General features: G+C 63.6%; 19 protein-coding genes. 11 read left to right on the top strand and 8 right to left on the bottom strand.

The genetic code is table 11. From position 1 onward, the window contains the following. Positions 1–207: 207 nt before the first annotated feature. A complete protein-coding gene (locus tag MTX34_RS10565) occupies positions 208–1428 on the bottom strand; it encodes a pyridoxal phosphate-dependent aminotransferase (RefSeq protein ID WP_243595592.1) in 1221 nt (406 codons plus the stop codon). Continuing rightward, complete coding sequence (locus MTX34_RS10570) at positions 1425–2366, bottom strand: DMT family transporter (RefSeq protein ID WP_243609408.1); 942 nt, start codon at positions 2364–2366, stop codon at positions 1425–1427. The genes MTX34_RS10565 and MTX34_RS10570 overlap by 4 nt, the downstream gene beginning before the upstream one ends. Between MTX34_RS10570 and MTX34_RS10575 the strand changes: the two genes are divergently transcribed. Beyond that, entirely contained in the window at positions 2365–3759 is a 1395-nt protein-coding gene (locus MTX34_RS10575; protein ID WP_243609409.1) for a PLP-dependent aminotransferase family protein, read from the top strand. The genes MTX34_RS10570 and MTX34_RS10575 overlap by 2 nt on opposite strands. Here the strand turns inward: MTX34_RS10575 and MTX34_RS10580 are convergent. After that, a complete protein-coding gene (locus MTX34_RS10580; protein ID WP_243609410.1) occupies positions 3752–4027 on the bottom strand; it encodes a PLD nuclease N-terminal domain-containing protein in 276 nt (91 codons plus the stop codon). The genes MTX34_RS10575 and MTX34_RS10580 overlap by 8 nt on opposite strands. 54 nt (positions 4028–4081) lie before the next feature. Here MTX34_RS10580 and MTX34_RS25990 point away from each other — a divergent pair, with 54 nt between their 5' ends. Genes MTX34_RS25990 through MTX34_RS10595 form a run of 3 tightly spaced genes read left to right on the top strand, consistent with a single transcriptional unit; the run spans position 4082 to position 6060 of the window. Beyond that, on the top strand, positions 4082–4882 hold the full coding sequence (locus tag MTX34_RS25990; protein ID WP_308198513.1) for a hypothetical protein: 801 nt from the start codon (positions 4082–4084) through the stop codon (positions 4880–4882). Between the two features lie 40 nt (positions 4883–4922). Beyond that, the gene (locus MTX34_RS10590; protein ID WP_243609411.1) at positions 4923–5546 is read left to right on the top strand and encodes a hypothetical protein; all 624 of its coding nucleotides are present in this window, start codon (positions 4923–4925) and stop codon (positions 5544–5546) included. Between the two features lie 55 nt (positions 5547–5601). Continuing rightward, complete coding sequence (locus MTX34_RS10595) at positions 5602–6060, top strand: DUF6194 family protein (RefSeq protein WP_243609412.1); 459 nt, start codon at positions 5602–5604, stop codon at positions 6058–6060. On the opposite strand, the gene MTX34_RS10600 is transcribed toward MTX34_RS10595, so the two are convergent. Both MTX34_RS10600 and MTX34_RS10605 read right to left on the bottom strand, forming a co-directional pair. Then, positions 6061–6960, bottom strand: coding sequence for a transketolase family protein (locus MTX34_RS10600; protein ID WP_243609413.1), 900 nt, complete (start codon positions 6958–6960; stop codon positions 6061–6063). It lies immediately after the preceding gene. Next, positions 6960–7640 (bottom strand): transketolase, encoded by a 681-nt coding sequence (locus tag MTX34_RS10605; protein WP_243609414.1) that lies wholly within the window; start codon positions 7638–7640, stop codon positions 6960–6962. Before MTX34_RS10605 ends, MTX34_RS10600 begins: the two co-directional genes overlap by 1 nt. 96 nt (positions 7641–7736) lie before the next feature. Here MTX34_RS10605 and MTX34_RS10610 point away from each other — a divergent pair, with 96 nt between their 5' ends. From MTX34_RS10610 to MTX34_RS10640, 7 genes are all read left to right on the top strand, one after another. Then, positions 7737–8108: a VOC family protein gene (locus tag MTX34_RS10610; RefSeq protein ID WP_243609415.1), complete on the top strand. Its 372-nt coding sequence runs from the start codon at positions 7737–7739 to the stop codon at positions 8106–8108. A 12-nt stretch (positions 8109–8120) separates the two neighbouring features. Then, a complete protein-coding gene (locus MTX34_RS10615; RefSeq protein WP_243609416.1) occupies positions 8121–8555 on the top strand; it encodes a hypothetical protein in 435 nt (144 codons plus the stop codon). 31 nt (positions 8556–8586) lie between these two features. Beyond that, complete coding sequence (locus MTX34_RS10620) at positions 8587–8967, top strand: hypothetical protein (RefSeq protein WP_243609417.1); 381 nt, start codon at positions 8587–8589, stop codon at positions 8965–8967. Positions 8968–8981: 14 nt separating this feature from the next. Continuing rightward, on the top strand, positions 8982–9455 hold the full coding sequence (locus MTX34_RS10625; RefSeq protein WP_243609418.1) for an N-acetyltransferase: 474 nt from the start codon (positions 8982–8984) through the stop codon (positions 9453–9455). 23 nt (positions 9456–9478) lie between these two features. Next, positions 9479–10234 (top strand): class I SAM-dependent methyltransferase, encoded by a 756-nt coding sequence (locus MTX34_RS10630; protein WP_243609419.1) that lies wholly within the window; start codon positions 9479–9481, stop codon positions 10232–10234. 90 nt (positions 10235–10324) lie between these two features. Then, positions 10325–10609, top strand: coding sequence for a DUF1490 family protein (locus MTX34_RS10635; RefSeq protein ID WP_243609420.1), 285 nt, complete (start codon positions 10325–10327; stop codon positions 10607–10609). 19 nt (positions 10610–10628) lie between these two features. Further along, entirely contained in the window at positions 10629–12809 is a 2181-nt protein-coding gene (locus tag MTX34_RS10640) for a cation-translocating P-type ATPase (RefSeq protein WP_243609421.1), read from the top strand. 10 nt (positions 12810–12819) lie between these two features. Here MTX34_RS10640 and MTX34_RS10645 read toward each other — a convergent pair whose 3' ends face one another. The 3 genes from MTX34_RS10645 to MTX34_RS10655 form a co-directional block, all read right to left on the bottom strand. Beyond that, positions 12820–13077: a DUF3297 family protein gene (locus tag MTX34_RS10645; protein WP_094611446.1), complete on the bottom strand. Its 258-nt coding sequence runs from the start codon at positions 13075–13077 to the stop codon at positions 12820–12822. A gap of 76 nt (positions 13078–13153) precedes the next feature. Then, on the bottom strand, positions 13154–14548 hold the full coding sequence (gene dnaB, locus MTX34_RS10650) for a replicative DNA helicase (RefSeq protein ID WP_032396923.1): 1395 nt from the start codon (positions 14546–14548) through the stop codon (positions 13154–13156). Between the two features lie 521 nt (positions 14549–15069). After that, positions 15070–17349 carry a bifunctional SulP family inorganic anion transporter/carbonic anhydrase gene (locus tag MTX34_RS10655; RefSeq protein ID WP_243609422.1) on the bottom strand — a complete coding sequence of 760 codons (2280 nt, stop codon included), beginning with the start codon at positions 17347–17349 and terminating at the stop codon, positions 15070–15072. Positions 17350–17545 lie beyond the last annotated feature (196 nt).

A 17545-nucleotide genomic window follows, 5' to 3' on the forward strand; every position in this document is an offset into this window, starting at 1 on the left:
TGATACCACCTCACCACCTGGCACGTTTCGATCTACTACATCGATGCTGCACGTCGGTGACAGTTTTCTCACCGTCCCACTCACCTGAGTGTGAGGGCCAGTGTGTAGTTTCCTGTACGCACAGTGCTGCTGTTGATCGGCCTACCTCTCACCGCCGCCTTCGACTGCTCGATCGAGGAACTGTTCGAGCCGGATCAGAGCTGATCGTTACTGCCTGTACGAGCTCATGAAATTACCCAGACGCTCGAGCGCCGTTCCGAGATCGTCCACGTTGGGCAAGGTCACGAGCCGGAAGTGATCGGGCACATCCCAATTGAACGCACGGCCGTGGCTGACGAGGATCTTCTCGGATTCGAGGAGGTCGAGGACGAACTTCTCGTCGTCGACGATCCCGAAACGTTCGGTATCGAGTTTCGGGAACATGTAGAGCGCACCCGCCGCCTGCACGCAGCTGATTCCGTCGATCGAGTTGAGCATGCGATGCGCCAGGTCGCGCTGCGCGGTCAGCCTGCCCGCCGGGAGCAGCAGATCCTCGATCGACTGTCTCCCGCCGAGCGCGGTCTGTATTGCATGTTGCGCCGGTACATTCGCGCACATGCGCATGTTGGACAGCAGCGTGATGCCCTCGATGAAACTTGCCGCGCGTCGACGCGGACCGGTGATCGCCAGCCATCCAGCCCGAAATCCACAGACCCGGTATGCCTTCGACAGGCCCGAGTACGTCAGGCACAGAACATCTTTGCCCGTCAGAGTCGCGAGATTGATCATCTCCGCACCGTCGTAGACGATCTTCTCGTAGATCTCGTCGGCGAGCAGAATCAGATCGTGCTTGCGTGCCAGGTCGACGAATCGCTGCAGTGCCGCGCGTGGGTACACCGCGCCGGTCGGGTTGTTGGGGTTGATCACCACGATTGCACGGGTGCGGGGCGTGATCTTGGCTTCGAGGTCCTCGAAGTCCGGGGCCCAGTCCTGGCTTTCGTCGGCCAGATAATGGACGGGTATGCCTCCGGCCAGGGCCACCGAACCCGTCCACAACGGATAGTCGGGGGAGGGAATGAGGATCTCGTCCTCCGGGTTGCACAGAGCCTGCATCGTCATCGTGATCAATTCCGATACCCCGTTGCCGAGATAGACGTCGCCGACATCGAGATCCGTCAAACCTTTGGTCTGGTAGTACTGGACCACCGCGGTGCGGGCGGAGAAAAGGCCTCGGGAATCCGAATACCCCTGTGCCGTGGGAAGGTTGCGGATCATGGCCATCATGATCTCGTCCGGTGCCTCGAAACCGAACGGGGCGGGGTTGCCGACGTTGAGTCGCAGGATTGCGTGACCCTGCTCCTCGAGTTCTTCGGTTTTGTCCAGAATGCGGCCACGAATGTCGTAGCGCACGTTCTCGAGCTTGCGCGCCTGATCGATCGATTTCGTCATCTCGAAAACTCCTCCTGCCGAACGGTCGGCGACATCCGGGTCCGGACCGCCACTGTTGCACACACGATGACCGCCGCTCCACCCACGAGCACCGGCCACGTCAAGCCCTCGCGCAGGATGATCGCGGCCCAGCAGATGGTCAGCACAGGTTGGATCAACTGGACCTGGCTGACGCCGGCCATCGGGCCGATCGCCAGTCCCCGATACCAGGCGAAGAACCCGAGATACATGCTCACCACCGCCAGGTAGCCGAAGGCAGCCCACTCGGATGCCCCTGCTGTCGACGGTTGCTGCCACCACGCGAGCGCGGTCAACGCACCGGTGACCGGCACGGACACCACCAGGGCCCAGGACACCGTCTGCCACGCACCGAGTTCTCGCGCCAACAGCCCACCCTCGGCGTATCCCACCGCTGCGGCGACCACGGCTCCGAGCAGCAACAGATCCGACCACTGCAATCCCGTCACCTGTCCGCCTTGCAGGGCAGCGAATCCGATTGCGACGGCAGCCCCCACGCCTGCAACCAACCAGAACATCGGCCGGACCGGTTGCCGTTCGCGGACGACAGCGACGACGGCGGTGGCCGCCGGGAGCAATGCGATGACGACGGCGCTGTGTCCCGCCGATGCGGTGGTGAGGGCGTACGAGGTGAGCACCGGAAAACCGATGACGACACCGGCTGCGATCACCGCCAGTCGAATCCATTGCCGCCCTCGGGGAAGCCGTTGCGCCGTCGCGGCCAGCGCAACCGCAGCCAATGCGGCCGCGACCACAGCGCGTCCGGAGCCGACGAAGAGTGGGGACAGGCCCCCGGTGACGGCTACGCGGGTCAGCGGCACCGTGAACGAGAACGCCGTGACGCCGGCGAGGCCCCAGAGCAGTCCGGCGCGGGATAGCAGACCCGTTCCAGTTCGAGTAGCGCTACTATGCTGTGTCATGTCCGACGATAGCAGCTCCCGGATCGTGTCTGCACTGAGAAATTGGATTGCGACTGCGCCTCCGGAAGCCCGGCTGCCGTCCACCCGCGCCTTGGTGGCCGAGCATTCGGCGAGCCCGGTCACGGTGCAGAAAGCCCTGCGCACCCTCATCTCGCAGGGCGTCATCGAAAGCCGTCCTGGCGTCGGCACATTCGTCAGAACGGTGCGCACGGCCCGCCCCAACGATTACGGATGGCAGACCGCAGCCCTGGGGGCACCGGACAACCGTCTGCAATTGCCTGCGGCTCTGCAGTCGACATCCAGTGATGTGATCGCGTTGCATTCGGGCTATCCGGCCCGGGAGTTGTTGCCAGAGCGGCTCGTTCACGCTGCCTTCACCCGCGCCTCCCGCACCGACTCGGTGATCGCCCGACCACCCACCGCCGGTCTGCCGGAACTGCGGGCCTGGTTCGCCGCCGAGTTGGGGGCGTCGACCCCGTTGGGTATCACGCCACCGTCGGCCAGTGATGTGGTCATCATTCCCGGCAGCCAGACCGGACTCAGCACTGCCTTTCGGGCACTGGTCGGTGCCGGCAGGCCGTTGCTCATGGAGTCGCCGACGTATTGGGGTGCGATCCTTGCCGCTACGCAGGCTGGCGTCCGCGTCGTACCGATACCCAGCGGCGTCGACGGTCCGGACCCCGACGCGCTCGCTCGGGCATTCGCGCACACCGGCGCTCGGGCGTTCTATGCCCAACCGACCTTCGCCAGCCCCACCGGAGCACAGTGGTCGCCCTCATTGTCCGAGCAGGTCCTCGACACTGTTCGACGCCACGGCGCGTTCCTGATCGAGGACGACTCGGCTCACGATTTCGGGATCACATCCGAGCCGAGTCCGCTGGCCGCCCGAGACGACGCCGGGCACGTTGTCTACCTTCGCTCGCTTACCAAGACGGTGTCACCGTCGGTTCGCCTGGCGGGCTTGATCGCTCGCGGACCGGCTCACGAACGCATCCTCGCCGATACGGGAGCCGAATCGATGTATGTCAGCGGGATTCTGCAAGCTGTCGCACTCGATGTGGTGACGCAGCCAGCCTGGCGTACCCACCTGCGGCGGTTGCGCGCGCAGTTGGCCTCGCGTCGAGACTTGTTGGCGAACAGCCTCATCGAGTTCGCTCCACGTGGCCATCTCGACGCAGTGCCGCGTGGTGGGCTCAATCTCTGGATGCGCCTGCGTGACGACTCCGATCTGGAACGTATTGTGCAGGAGTGCAAGTCGGCAGGTGTGATCGTCGGGGCCGGAGACGACTACTTTCCCGCCGAACCCACCGGGAAGTACCTCCGACTCAATTACGCGGGCCCCAACCCGGGCGAGTTCGCCGACGCGGCGCGCACGATCGGGTCGATCATCTGAGGCCGTTGGAGGCATCGACGGCGAACGTCGACTTCCGACCCCACACGAACCAGACCAGCGGACCGAGGAACGGGAACGCGAGTACGACGAAGATCCACACTGCCCTGCCGGCGACGGTGTAGTTGGGCGAGCGGATGATGCTGACCAGCGCCGCAACGAACAGTACGACCGCGCCGAGCACCGCCACCAGAACGATGGTGCCCACACCCCAGCCCAGCACCTGCTCGGTGGTGGACGGTTGCTGAGACAGAAGTGTTGCGGCGTGCATGACGGTTCCTCCGATATCGCTGTGTCGTTGACCTGAACAACGTTACGAGTCAACATGCCTCGCCACATCGGTCTGCGTGAGTATCTCGTCGTACATCTCGAGATGTACGTGCAGTCGGGGTCAGGGCCGCACATCAGTCGACCGAACGACACAAACTTCTGGGGCACAGGACATTTGACAGCGAAGGATCATCCGAACAAGGGATACTCGACGCACGATCGCTGTGTCACCATCGCTGAGACGGACAGCCCGTCGGTGACTTTCGGTGGAGGAATTGTGTCGAGCAAGAGTGGAATTCGCAAGAACCTGGTTCGTCGTTCGGTGGCAGTTGCCGTGGCAGCCGCGGCATGTGCACTGGCCGTGCCCGCGACAGCCATGGCCCAACCCGAGATCGGACCGATCATCGACAGTGGCAGCGCCATCATCGACAGCGGGAGCGCCATTCTCGACGGCGGCAACATCATCGACAACGGTGCCCGCATTCTCGGCAGCGGAAGCGCAATCGCCGGAGGCATTCTCGGCATCGACACCGGATCCGCGAACGGAGGCATCGCCACTCAACAGTGCAATGCCTCCACGCTATCGGGTGAAGAGGGCGTGACGGAGACCTTGCACGACCTGGGTCGAACCGGACCGACGTCGTTCGTTCTCAGTTACGACACCGTCGATGTTCCCGACCAGATCGAGGTGTTCTACCAGGGTGCCCCCATCCACAACACCGGGTACGTGGGTGGCAGCACCGGCGTCGGATCCGTGGTGGTCTCGGTACCTCCGGGAACCGCCACCGCTGTCCTGGTCCGCGTCACCGGTCCGTCGGGAACCGTCTGGACCTATACCGTCAGCTGCCCGAGCTGACGGACTGTTCCCGCCCGGCCCGACCAGCTACGTTGATCCCGTGCAGAAGGTCAAGAACGACTACGCCGCGTGGATCGAGCTGGGGCCGGGCGGTCTCCCCGCCAACATCGGCGGATGGCTGATCACCACTGCCCTGAGGCCACTCTCCCGACGCGACACGATGAGAGTCGACGGCGCGGCGAGCCCCGGACTGCACTGGCAGATCGAACACCGACCCGGCCCCAGGCCGACAATCGCGCCGTACCCGATACCCCACCGGCAGCTCACCCATCTTGCCACCAGCGCGTTGATCGATCGACTCACTGCCGCAGTGACCGCCGAAGCTCGATCGAACGGGCTGTTCCATCTGGCGCGCAGTCGATTCGAGCGCAGAGGCGACGCGCTGTACGTCTCGGACATCGGTGCTGCCGCGCCGTGGATCTCGCGAACGAAGGGCGAGGTTCTGCATGTGCACGAGAGCGAGGGCTCACTGCACGTGGTGATGCAGCCGGACGATGCCCAGTCCGTCATCTCCGCTGGATGGGGCGAACTGCACCCGTTGGCCGGACGCCCCGTCCTCGGACTGCCCGAGACGTACGTGTTTCTGTACGCGCCGAGAGACGCCGACGATGCCGACAGAATCGAGCACATCATCCGACGCGCGATAGCTACCGCGACGATCTGAGCACTGCGTGGGCTGACCCTGTGACAGGAGCTTCCGGCCGTGTGACGATCGATGCATGACACTCGACGACATCGTGAATTTGGTCGGCAGCTTCGACTGCACCGTGGCGCAGCGTCCTCGAGAAGGTGATGGCACGCCAGAGCTCGCGTGGGGTGATGTGTTCTTCTACTACTCACCCGACGGGACAATCCCGACCACTCAGCCGTTCGCCACGATCGTGACCAAGAACTACCCGGGCGACGAGCTGTCCCAGCTGCACAGGGCGAACGCATTTCGCGTCAATGTCGTTGCAGGCAAACAGGAATTCGAGGAGATCCTGGGGACGGTGCCTCGCGACGCGGCACACGCCCCCCAGGCCGACACCGACGACGTCATGGCCGCCCACCCTCAGTACGGCACCGCCGGCTGGTTGTCGGTGGTCAACCCGTCTTCGCGGACCGAGACACAGATTCGGGCACTGCTCGAGTCCGCATACGACGTTGCCAAGAGCAGATACGAGCGCCGTCATAGCTGATCACCCGAAGAACTCGGTCATCGATCGAGACAGGCCTTCGACATCCAGCCCGGTGGCCCGATCGTGTTGGGCAACTGTGCCGTACTTGCGACGCTCTCCTGGTTCGACCCCGACTCCCGACACTCGATGACGCACATCGGCCAGGGCTCTGTTCACCTGCAGCACCGACGTTCCCGCGAGGTACGGCTCGACGATCATGACGTCGGGCGCGGTCAACGTCGCCCGCAGCGTGCGGCTGTCGAACGGCCTGATCGTCGACGCATGCAGCACCGTCACGTCGCGCCCTTCGGCTGCGGCCAGTACCCGGTCCGTCATCGGACCGACGGAGATCACCGTTCCCGAATTGCCCTGTTGCAGTACGGCGAACCTCCCATCGGAGTGCCCGTACAGCCGTTGGTTGCCGATGCCGTCGAGCCTGATGTAGACGCGGTCGTCCGATGCCACCGCGCTGCGTAGCATCCAGTCGATGTCGTCGACATGCCCGGGCACGTGAACCGTCCACCCATCCAGGGTGTCGAGCAGTGCGACGTCTCGCTGACCGAAGTGGGTCTCGCCGCCCTGCGGCCATCCGTAGGAACCGCCGGAGCTCACCAGAATCGCGCCGACACCCTGATGTCCCAGGTCGAGCTTCACCTGCTCGAAAGGGCGCTCGATCAGGAACGGCGGGAAAGTGTGCACGATCGGACGCATTCCGGCCAGAGCCAGACCACCGGCGACACCGATCATCGCCTGCTCTCGAATCCCGACGTTGACCACCCGCGATCGAATATCGTCGGTCAGGTGCGGTTCGAGATATCCGACTCCGATCTCCGCCAGCACCAACGCTGTTCGCTCGTCCTGCGCCAACAGCGGGGGCACCAGACGGTAGAAGTACTCACGCTGGTCCAGCGTTGCGCTCATCAGCCCTCCTTCTTTTCGACGTGAGCGACCACCACGTGCGGGCGGTCTGTGTGATCGGTGCGGAACGCCTGGCGGAGAGCACTGTGGTCTCGACCGTCGACGTCGGAGGTGTGCCAGCCTTCGACGGCGAAACGCGACGCAATGCCGCCCGGCCACCCCAGACCGGCAGAATCGTTGTCGATCACCACGGCAGTCAGATTGCCCAACTGCGATCGCCCGGCAAATTGAATGGCTTCCATGTTGCTGCCTTCGTCGAGTTCGGCGTCGCCGATCAATACGAAGACGCGGGCGGTGCTGATCCGAATCCGCAGCGCCACAGCAGTTCCGACGGCCAACGCCAGTCCATGTCCGAGCGATCCCGATCCGATGTCGACCCCGCGAACCAACGTTCGATCCGGGTGACTGCCCAGCGGAGAGTCGTAGCCGCCGAACGATGCAAGCTCGTCCGGCGACAGGAATCCCCGTGCCGCGAGCACTGCGTAGTACGCCATCGGCCCGTGCCCCTTGGACAGGTAGAACCGGTCCCGGTTCGGGTCATCAGCATTCGCTGGGTCGAGCCGAAGAATGTCGGAGTACAGCACCCACAGGACGTCCAGTGTCGAAGTGGCGCTGGTGCTGTGCTTTTCGTCGCCCGTCATCAGCGTCATGAGTTGCGGCAACTCGTCGTACGTCATCTGCATGACCTCACCATGCAACCTCGAGTGCACTCGAGGTCAAGAGCGCTGTGGGTGGTGCGGTGGGTGTCCAACATTTTGCGCCGACCGTAGTCTCCAGATATGCCGCGAACACACCTCGCTATAGCGGGGACGTCCATCGACTGCGCCGATCCGGTGCAACTCGCACACTTCTATCTGGCGCTTCTCGGCGGCGAGTTGTTGTGGGAGAACTCCGAGAGCGTGCGGATCAGGACGCAGTCGAGCCTGAACATCGTTGCGCAGAAGACTGCGAACTACATTCCGCCTCAATGGCCGTCGACATCCATCGTGCACTTCGACATCGATGCGGCCGGCGACCTCGACGGAGCTGTCGCCTACGCAATCGAATGCGGTGCCAGGGAAGCGGCAGAGCAGCCGGACCCCCGATGGCGAGTTCTCCTCGACCCCGCCGGCCACCCCTTCTGCGTCACCACAGAGGTGTACGACGGTTGAGGCGATTCTGAGGTGGGCAAACCCGCTGAAGTGGAGCTGAGCCTCGACGACATTCGACATGTGACGGCCTTCGCAGCTGCCTGCGCCCGACGAGCATTACCGACCTACGAGACGGCATCACTTCGCCAACTTGCCTGGGCCGCGCACAAAGCTGCCCGCGAGGTGCAGGCCTCTGCGGCCACGCACGCCGCACTGTCCGCAATGCACGCCGCCGGTGCTGCCTTTCTCCATCCGCTGTACAGCCCCCATCCGGTCAAACACATTCTCGGATCTGCCGTGCATCTGGTGCTCGCTGACCCCGAAGCTGCTGCGGAGCACATCGACTGGATCAATTCTCAGGCCGACACGACACTACGTTCGGTCTTGCGCCGGTATCCGTGTCCGGTCGTCGGGGGAACGAGGTACAGCGTGCTCATGGTTCGACTCGATATCGGATTGCGACGCTGAGCCGTTGCCCATATCGGGGTGCGGTGACAGCATGAAGGGCATGAAGGGCATGAAGGGCATGAAGGGCATGAAGGGCATGAAGGCCAATGAACGCCCCTGGAAGCGTTACGGGCTTGCCGCGTTGCTGGCCGCGCTCGCGTTCCTTACTATCAGCGACCTTGTGTCCGATCCTTCTGCCTGGAACTGGTCGAAGCTGGTAGTGCTGGCTATAGCGGCTCTCGCCATTTGGTACGGAGAGAGTCGAACCTGGACGTCTCCGGAAAAGATCGAACCCGAAGCTGTACCCGCCGAGGATGTCGACGCGGTGGTCGCAGAATCCGGAAGAACTGTCCACGCCATCAAAGCGCTACGAGAGATGCACCCCGGTCTCGGCTTGCTCGATGCGAAGAATCTCGTTCAACCGGATCACTGACGGAGGCGAAGGCGATGACATCGGTCAGCGGTACACGTGCCGTCCAGAATCCCGCCGAATTCATCGAGGCCGCAACCCTGTTGATCGATTTCAATCGCGAGTACGACTACCCGGTGCCCGAGTCAGATTGGCTTGCAGCACATCTCGACACGTTGGTGAAGTCCGGCGACACCAGCGTCCTGACATTCGGGACTCCCGCCATCGGTGTTGCCGTTCTGCGATTTCGGATCGGTACGCTGAGCGCAGACCCCGAGGCCTACCTCGCCGAGTTCTACGTCCAGCCTGAGCTACGCGGGAAGGGCTACGGCACAACCTTTCTCGACGACGTCATCGAACGCGCGCGCGGCAGGGGTGCCACCTACATGGACCTCAACACCTCCGAGGACGACGAGGCAGCCCGACACGTGTACGAAAAGCGTGGCTTCGACTGCCACGAAGGCCGCGGCGAGGGTCCGAAGGCTCTTTACTACGAACTCGAACTGAACTGACGCAGGCGATGTAGCCTAGCCATATGGTTAGCCGAGATAACAGCTCGACGTCGTTCGGGACCGTCGCCGACATGTACGAATCTGCTCGCCCCGAATACCCGTCGGCCGCGGTCGAATGGTTGCTGGAACCCGTACTCGGGTCCGGTGAACGCCCTCTTGTCGCCGACGTCGGAGCCGGGACCGGCAAGCTCACCCGCATCATCGCGGCCGCCGGGTGCGACTCCGTAGCCGTCGACCCTGATCCCGCCATGCTCGACGCCCTGCGCGACGCGGTCCCCGGCGTTCCCACCCACGTCGGCACTGCCGAGTCCCTGCCGCTGGAGGACGGGCTCGTCGATGCCGTCCTGCTCGGGCAGGCCTGGCACTGGGTCGAGCCGGTGGCCGCGTCACGCGAGATCGGGCGGGTTCTCCGCCCCGGCGGCACCCTGGGACTGATCTGGAACATTCGTGACGAAACGGAGCCGTGGGTTCGTCGACTGAACTCGATTGTCTCGCGTGGTGGAGCCCTGGCCATGTTCGACGGCGGCCCACCGCCGATCGCAGAACCGTTCCGTCAGCTCGACGAAGAGCGATGGACGTGGTCACGCACGGTGACTCGGTCCCAGCTGATCGACCTGGTCAGGTCGCGCAGCTTCTACATCACCGCGACCCCCGATGAAACCAACCGCATCGATCAGGATCTCACAGCGCTGTTCGACGAATTGGGCCTCACAGCATCGGCCACGGTCGAACTTCCCTACGTGACAAGAGCTTTCCGCACCACACGCCCGGCCCGTTGACGCTCTGCGACCCCGGGAGTCGCCACAGCCGAACAAAACGAATACGATTCCCAATAAGTGGGTACAGGTTCGACTTCGAGGAGCTACAACATGGCGTTTCCGATCATTGTCGCGAAGGCAGTATCGACGGTCGTGACAGGCGCAGTCGGCGTCGCCGCGTACAACGGTGCCAAGAAACTGTACGAGAAGGCTCCCGTCCGTAAGGCTGCGGTATCGGCGACCGAACTCGGCCTTCGCGCCGCACGGAAGGCCGAGATCCAGGCCGAATCAGCGCGTTTGGCAGTCTCCGATGTGGTCGCCGAGGCACGCGACCGACTCGGCGAAGAGGTGCCGCCACCCTCGGCCACCGAAGTCGGCCACGGCCACTCGCACTGACCGCGACAACACACCGACTATGACGACGCTCGTCGAACACTCGCTCGATGCGGCTCCCGACCGCGCGGATGGCATCGAGATCCTGTCCGATGCCGCCGGCCGCATGCGGCTACGCGTCGACTGGCTGCGCTCCAGTCCGGGTCGAGCGGTCGCCGTCGAAGACCATGTGGACAAGATTCGCGGCGTGCGAGCCGTCCACGCGTACCCCCGCACCGCATCGGTTGTCGTCTGGTACTCCCGCTCGCGAATCGACCGGACCGAGCTGTTCGACGCGGTGAACGCGGGTCGTACGACCGACTGGGCATTGGTACCCGTCCGTAGCCCACGGTCCGCGGACGTCACCAGCGGCGACGTCCTGCGCATGACCATCGGCGGGGCGGCCTTGGTTCTACTCGGCTTCCGTCGCTACGCCTTCCGACGACCACCCATCCTCGGCCCCACCAGCCGTCTCGTTGCGACCGGCGCGACGATCTTCACCGGCTACCCGTTCCTCAAAGGAGCGGTTCGCTCACTGGCCGGCAACAGGACGGCGGGAACCGACGCGCTCGTCAGCGCCGCAACCGTGGCCAGCCTCGTACTGCGCGAGAACGTCGTCGCCCTCACCGTGCTGTGGCTCCTGAACATCGGCGAATACCTGCAGGAGCTGACCCTCAAGCGCACTCGCCGCGCGATCTCCGACCTCCTGACCGGCACACAGGACACCGCATGGATCCGACTTCCCGACGGTTCCGAGATCTCTGTCGACGTCGATCGACTGGAGATCGGCGACGACGTCGTCGTGCACGATCACGTCGGCGTTCCTGTGGACGGCATCGTCGTCGACGGTGATGCAGTGGTCGACCAGTCCGCGATCACCGGTGAGACGTTGCCGGTGTCGATCGTTGCAGGCGACCGTATCCACGCCGGATCCGTTGTGGTCCGTGGACGCATCGTCATCCGCGCGTCTGCGGTCGGCCGCGATACGACGATCGGCCGCATCATCTCCCGCGTCGAGGAGGCACAGGAAGATCGCGCTCCGATTCAGACTGTGGGAGAGAACTTCTCGCGACGCTTCGTGCCCGCGTCGTTCATCCTGTCGGCCCTCACACTCATTGTCACCCGCGATGTCCGGCGAGCGATGACCATGCTGTTGGTCGCGTGCCCGTGTGCGGTGGGTCTGTCTACTCCGACGGCCATCAGCGCTGCCATCGGAAACGGTGCTCGCCGAGGGATTCTCATCAAGGGCGGGTCGCATCTGGAACAGGCAGGCAGGGTCGACGCCTTCGTGTTCGACAAGACCGGCACCCTCACCGTCGGACGCCCGGTCGTCACCAATGTCGTGTCTTTCCAGGATGACTGGGAGCCGGAGCAGGTGCTCGCGTATGCCGCCAGTTCCGAGATCCACTCTCGACACCCGTTGGCCGAGGCCGTGATTCGCAGCACCGAGGAACGCCACATCGTGATTCCTCCGCACGAGGAGTGCGAAGTGCTCGTCGGGCTCGGCATGCGCACCGTCGCGGATGGACGGACTCTGCTGCTCGGCAGTCCTTCGCTCTTGCGTAGCGAGAACGTCGCCGTGTCGGACCATGCAGCCGACTGGGTTTCGCGCCTTCAGCGTCAGGCCGAGACACCGTTGCTGCTCGCAGTCGACGGAGTCTTGGTCGGGCTGATCAGCCTGCGCGACGAGGTCCGGTCGAATGCTCTTGCAGTACTCGACGCGCTCCGCGCCGATGGCGTGGAACGCATCGTCATGCTCACCGGAGATCACCCCGAGACCGCAGCGGCCGTAGCCGCCGAACTGGGCATCGCCGAGTGGCGGGCCGAGGTGATGCCCGATGACAAACTCGAAGCCGTCCGCAAGCTCCAGGAAGAGGGGTACGTCGTCGCGATGGTCGGTGACGGCACCAACGACGCTCCCGCACTCGCCGTCGCGGATATCGGAATCGCAATGGGGTTGGCGGGCACCGATGTTGCCGTCGAAACGGCCGATGTAGCTCTGGCCAGCGACGACCTTTCACGGCTGCTCGACGTCCGTGATCTCGGTCGACATTCGGTGTCCGTCATCCGCCAGAACTACGGAATGTCCATTGCCGTGAATGCACTGGGCCTCGTGGTCAGCGCCGGCGGAGCACTGTCTCCGGTGCTCGCCGCGATTCTGCACAACGCGTCTTCGGTCGCGGTGGTCGGGAACAGCTCGCGACTGATCCGATACAGAATCTGATCGGTAGCCGCTACTTCGCGTCGCGGAAGTACGGTTCGACAGTGCCCTTGAGCTTGACGAGCATGGGATTGCCGTAGCGATCCTTCGCGGTCGGGACTTCGACGCGCACCCAACCCTCGGTCACGTTGTATTCGCGAACACTGGTCTTCTCGACGCCGTTGAAGCGAATACCGACGTCCCGGCGAAGAACCTCTTCGTTGTAGAAGGGGCTCCGCGGATCGATCGCGAGGTGATTCGGTGGAACGTCTGTGTTCTGATCCTCTGGCATGGATTTCTTTCGTCGAATGCTGCGTCAGGTGCTCGGTTGATTCACAGAGAGAATACGCGACCCAGCGCTGTCGGCCCTAGCCCCGCGCCATGTCCACGAATCTGGACAGGTGAAGCTGGTGCGCCACAGTGATTGTCGCGGTCGGACCGTTACGGTGCTTGCCGAGAATCAAGTCGGCCTCACCGCCGCGGGGGTCGTCGCGCTCGATCGCGTCGGGGCGGTGCAGCAGAATCACCATGTCGGCGTCCTGCTCCAGGGAGCCGGACTCACGAAGGTCGGACACCATCGGCTTCTTGTCGGTTCGCTGCTCCGGACCACGGTTGAGCTGGCAGACCGCGACCACCGGGCATTCGAGTTCCTTCGCCAACAGCTTGAGCTGACGGGAGAAGTCCGAGACCTCCTGCTGACGCGACTCGACCTTCTTGCCCGACGACATCAGCTGAAGGTAGTCCACCACAATGAGTTTCAGGCCGTTGCGCTGCTTGAGGCGTCGGGCCTTGGCTCGAATCTCCATCATCGTCAGGTTCGGGGAGTCGTCGACGAAGAGCGGTGCTTCGCTGATCTCACTCATGCGACGGGCCAGCTTGGTCCAGTCGTCGTCGGTCATCTTTCCCGAACGCATGTCGCCGAGCTTGATCTTCGCCTCGGCGGACAACAGTCGCATGACGATCTCGGTGCGACTCATCTCCAGAGAGAAGATGACACTGGGCATGCCGTGCTTGATGGAGCACGAACGCATGAAATCCATACTTAGGGTAGACTTACCAACACCAGGCCTCGCCGCCACGATGATCATCTGACCCGGGTGCAGGCCGTTGGTGATTTCGTCGAGTTCGGCGAATCCTGTTGGTACACCCAGGGATATGCCACCACGGCTGGCGATGGAGTCGATTTCGTCCATCGTGGGCTGCAGCAGCTCCTCGAGGGGGAGGAAGTCCTCGGAGGTGCGGCGTTCGGTGACCTCGTACACCTCGGCCTGCGCGCGATCCACGACCTCGGCGACGTCCTGCCCGTCCGCTCCGGCGTAACCGAACTGCACGATGCGAGTCCCGGCCTGTACGAGCCGGCGCAGAATCGACTTCTCCGCGACGATCTCGGCGTAGTAACCGGCATTGGCTGCCGTCGGCGTCGTCTGGGTGAGGGTGATCAAGTACGGCGGGCCGCCGATGCGCTTGAGCTCCCCGCGGCGATCGAGCTCGGCCGACACGGTCACCGGGTCGGCAGGCTCACCGCGACTGTAGAGGTCGAGGATCGCGTCGTACACGTTCTGGTGGGCCGGCCGGTAGAAATCGCCGGGGCGAAGCACCTCGAGCACGTCGGCGATGGCGTCCTTGCTCAGCAGCATGCCGCCCAGTACCGACTGCTCCGCGGCCATGTCCTGTGGGGGCTGGCGACCGAAGTCCTCGCCGGGCCCCTCGCTGGACGAGGGGCCGGAGTAGTCGGACTGTCCTCGATCGTCCACAACTGCCACGCGAACCGGCCGTCCTCTCCCCATTGTCGTCGGCACCGCCGGGTGTCACCCGGCCGTGCGATGTAGCAAGTTCTACCCCCGGGCACCGACAAGCTTTTTCGGCACCGGATTCGCACTGTCCCGTTGCCGTTGCACGGCATCGAGAGAGACGCTGCACGGACGTTAAGCGCTATCGGCAGGAGTCACAACATGGCTTGGGGATGAACGTGTGGATGGAATGTGGATGGTGTTGAACAACCGTGTTGACCGTCTGGGGATAACCTGGGTATAACTTTTCGAGTTTTGGCCTTTTCTGCAGGTCACAGCGTGTACATAAAGTTTTCTTCCTGTGCATCGATTCTGGAGCGGCGTGTCGGCCGAATTGACAGCTCGGGCGTGTTGAGTAAATACGAGGTGAACCGGGAGGTGAACCAGGTCACACCAACTGGGATTGCTCACAGAAACAGACCACCCTCCCGTTTCGACGAGATGGGCCCGATTCCAGCTGTGGAATCGGGCCCCTCGTACGACGCGCTCGGACGTCAGGCGTCACTCTTCTGTGGGCAGGCCGCAGGGTCCAGAACAGTGACCTCCTGGGTACCTATCTGGAGCACTCGTGCCGTCGGAATGTCGAAGAACAGTCCGGTGATTCGCAGCCGTCCCGCCGCGTTGGCTCGGCCAACGACCCGATGACGCGTGAGCGTCTGCAATTGCAACGCCACGTTCACCATGGCAAGTTGATCCGCCTCACCGAAGCCGAGTTCCGCCGCCTGGCGACCCACCACGTGCCCGCTGCGGTACGCGTCGAGGCTTGCCAGCCCGTACCCCAACCACTCCGCGACGGACGCGTCTGCGGCGTTCTCTGGCCCGTTCAGCACCGCCTTCATGGCACCGCAGCCCGAGTGGCCACACACCACCACCGACGAGGTGCCCAACTGATCGACACCGAACGCCAGTGCCGCCTCCACCGAACAATCCTGCCCCTGAGCGGGAACGAGGTTGCCCATGTTTCGGACGGTGAACAAATCTCCTGGACCGCTGCTGGTGATCGTGTTCGGCATGACTCGCGAGTCCACACAGCACAGGAAGAGGGTGTCCGGATCCTGGTTGTCGGTCAGACCCTCGAGGTGCGGACGGATGTTGGGCGCATGCGTGCGGTGGTACTCCGCCACCCCGCTCAACACAGGCCGCAGCGCAGCAGGCGAATCTTCCTGCGCCACATCGTCCTTGAGCTGCCAGGCACGCCATGGCGCCAACGAGCTGCGTACCGTCGCGGATCCGCGCTTGGGCGGACCCTCGGCGGCAGCCGCCATCGAGGCAGTTCCCACCTCTTCGACCTTCACTGTGCCGCCGCCGAGTTCGTGCTGACGCATCCACTCGTTCAGGGCGTCGTGCACGGCGTGATCGAGGAAGTCCACGCCCAGGTGCACGGTGACGGCGGTGCCTGCGGGAACGGTGGACAGCACATGTGTCAATCGAGGGAGCGCAAGGAAGCTCAACGAACCCTCGGTGGTGACGCGCCAGGTGCCGTCGACCGTTTCTTCCGCACGTACCTTGGCCCACACCACGCGACGCAGCACGAGGATGATCGACAGCGCCAAACCGATGAGTACGCCCTCGAGCAGGTTGAGCGCAACCACTCCGACGACCGTGACCGCGTATACCGCGATGTCCCCGGTCTTGTTCGCAATCTTGATGTCCGCCAACTTGATCAGCTGAACGCCGATCATCACCAGCAACCCGGCAAGTGCCGCGAACGGCACCAGTTCGACGATCGAGATGAACAGCACCGAGAAGATCAGAATCCACACGCCGTGCAGAATCGCCGACGCACGAGACTTGGCACCGACCTTGACGTTGGTCGCACTGCGCACGATGACGCCGGTGATCGGCAGGCCGCCGATGGCACCGGAGGCCATGTTCCCTGCGCCCTGAGCCATCAACTCCCGATCGAAGTTGGTGCGCTCACCGCTGTGCATCTTGTCGACGGCAACTGCGGAGAGCAGACTCTCGACACTGGCGATCAACGCGATCGTGATGACGCCGGTCGCGAAAGCGCTCCACTGCCCGTCAGGCATGATCGGGAAGCTCAGCGATTCGATCAGGTTGCCCGGCAATTCGATTCGTTCGACATCGAGCGAGAAGAAGATCGAGACCGCGGTCGCGGTGACCACTGCGACGAGCGCCGCCGGCACCTTCGTCACCTTCGCCATCATGCCCGACACTCCAGCCAATCGTGGCCAGACGAACATCAACACGACGACGATTCCGCCGACGACGATCGACGGCCACTGCCCGTTCGCGACGGAGGTGGGGATGGCCAGGAGGTTTCGCACGGCAGAACTCTCGGACTCGCCTCCGAGCAGCACGTGAATCTGCTGCAGCGCAATGGTGATGCCGATTCCGGCAAGCATGGCATGCACCACCACGGGCGAGATGGCCAGTGCGCTGCGCGCGATCCGACTCATACCCAGCAGGACTTGCATCGCTCCGGCCAGAACCGTGATGGCACACGTTACGCCCCAACCGAATTGGTTGACCAGCTCGGCAACCACAACGGTTAGGCCGGCTGCCGGACCGCTCACCTGCAGCGGTGATCCACCGAGTATGCCGGCGAGAATTCCACCGACCACGGCGGCAATGAGGCCCGCCATGATCGGCGCACCGGATGCGACGGCGATGCCGATCGAAAGTGGTACTGCAACAAGGAAAACGACCAGCGAGGCGGGTACGTCGTATTTCAGGATCGACCCGACGCGAGACTGCGGCTCGGGTCGGGTCTCGGGACTGGGTTCGGAATCGGGTTCCACGGTCGTGGTCACGGCAGCGTTCCTCCGGGCGTCTAGGCGTCAGGTCGGGTGGATCCAGGTGGTGATGACTTTCGATGTCGCCCCACCCAAAGAATACGCAAAGCTTTGCTCACTAACGTCCGAGGAGAGATGCTTCACAAATCGGAACCCATTGCGGCAGTTGATCTTTGTGAGATGACACGAAAAAGCCCCACGAACCGAGGTTCGT

Origin of the sequence: Rhodococcus sp. ARC_M5 (genome assembly GCF_022810405.1) — a bacterium.
GTDB classification, from domain to species: domain Bacteria; phylum Actinomycetota; class Actinomycetes; order Mycobacteriales; family Mycobacteriaceae; genus Rhodococcoides; species Rhodococcoides navarretei.